This window comes from Fulvivirga lutimaris (genome assembly GCF_009711525.1).
Taxonomy (GTDB): Bacteria; Bacteroidota; Bacteroidia; order Cytophagales; family Cyclobacteriaceae; genus Fulvivirga; species Fulvivirga lutimaris.
Genome location: NZ_SMLV01000087.1, coordinates 1 through 1,333, shown reverse-complemented (window position 1 = coordinate 1,333; position 1,333 = coordinate 1). Strand labels below are relative to the sequence as shown.

General features: G+C 34.4%; 2 protein-coding genes. Both read right to left on the bottom strand.

Annotated elements, in window-relative coordinates:
- The coding region (locus tag E1140_RS00325; RefSeq protein WP_155177968.1) for a hypothetical protein at positions 1–658 on the bottom strand (658 nt) is incomplete at its 3' end.
- A gap of 4 nt (positions 659–662) precedes the next feature.
- Positions 663–1,295 carry a TlpA family protein disulfide reductase gene (locus E1140_RS00320; RefSeq protein WP_155177967.1) on the bottom strand — a complete coding sequence of 211 codons (633 nt, stop codon included), beginning with the start codon at positions 1,293–1,295 and terminating at the stop codon, positions 663–665.
- Positions 1,296–1,333: the final 38 nt, after the last annotated feature.

Below are 1,333 nucleotides of genomic sequence, written 5' to 3'. Positions count from 1 at the left end.
CATAATTAAATTCGCCCTCCGAGATTTTTTTGGCAAACTCAATGTTCTCATTCATTCTGTCCTCAGCCGTTTGTAGCTTAATTATGTTCTCTGCGTTTTCAATAGTGTTTTTTTCCAGATTATGAGTGTAAATAGCAGCCAGGGCAACACCTACAGCATAAAGACCGGCATGAAACAAAAAGGTTTGAAAATCCATGAACTCGAGTTGAGTGAAATAGATACGCTTATATGCCTCATTTTCATTGATATAGCCGAGGTATTGGATATAAGCGAATGAGCTGTGGTGGATCACCACAAATAAAAGTTGCGGGATGAAAGCAAATTTATTTTGATAAGTAATCAGTGCAATAATGGCTATAAATGCTGTAAAATGCATTTCAAATAAACCATGCATTTGGTATATGAACTGCGCCATAAAGATTCCAGCCACTAGACTCGCCACATATTGATTGACAGTAGTTCCTTTAAATAAGTGCTTGGAGGAAAAGTACAATGCCATGCTTAACATACCAACACCAATGCCAACAGCGTAGGTGTCATAAATGAAGGATAGGCCTATGCCAAAAGCAAAGTAGGCATATAATAGTTTTTCAATAATAGCATCTGATTTCTCATAAATCTTTAAGAAAAAAGGTTTCAGTTGCGCTTTAGTAGCCATTAAATTATAGATCTAAGAATGAAAAAAAAGTTTTTGATTTATTGGTGTTCGTTGGTAGTTCACAACCATAGGCAATTTCAGCCACTACAGGAAAATCAGGAACTTTTTCTCCTTTTACCATAGCCTCCAGTGCCTGAGCTGCGAACTTAGTGTTTTTAGAAAGGCAAAATCTCGCTTTATTGTAATTGCCTTTATAATATACTTTTTGGTCTTTGATTAAAACAGCTTGTGGTGTGCTATAAACGCCTAATGCCGTAGCTAATTTTCCTTTTGAATCTTTTATGACATCAATGCCTAAGTCATATTTTTCAAGAAAATTATTTACATCATCTGATAAAACATCATCAGTTTCTATAACTGCATAAAACTTGACATCATTTTTATATTTATGTACTAAAGATTCAAACTCCTTGATATTAAACCTCGAGCAAGGGCAGTCATAATTGTAAAAGTGATAATAGGTAGGCTTCTCTGTGGTATATTGAATGTCAATACTATCGCCTTGTAACACCTCTACATAGTTTGCAGGTTTAGGGGTAGGTAGGGTGAATTTGTACTCCTGTTTCCAAAAAATAAGTCCTATCAACAGTATAATAAATATCGACAGGACTGAGAATGTTATAATCTTTAATTTCAAAGTATAGATACATTAATGGTACTTACTATAATACCATT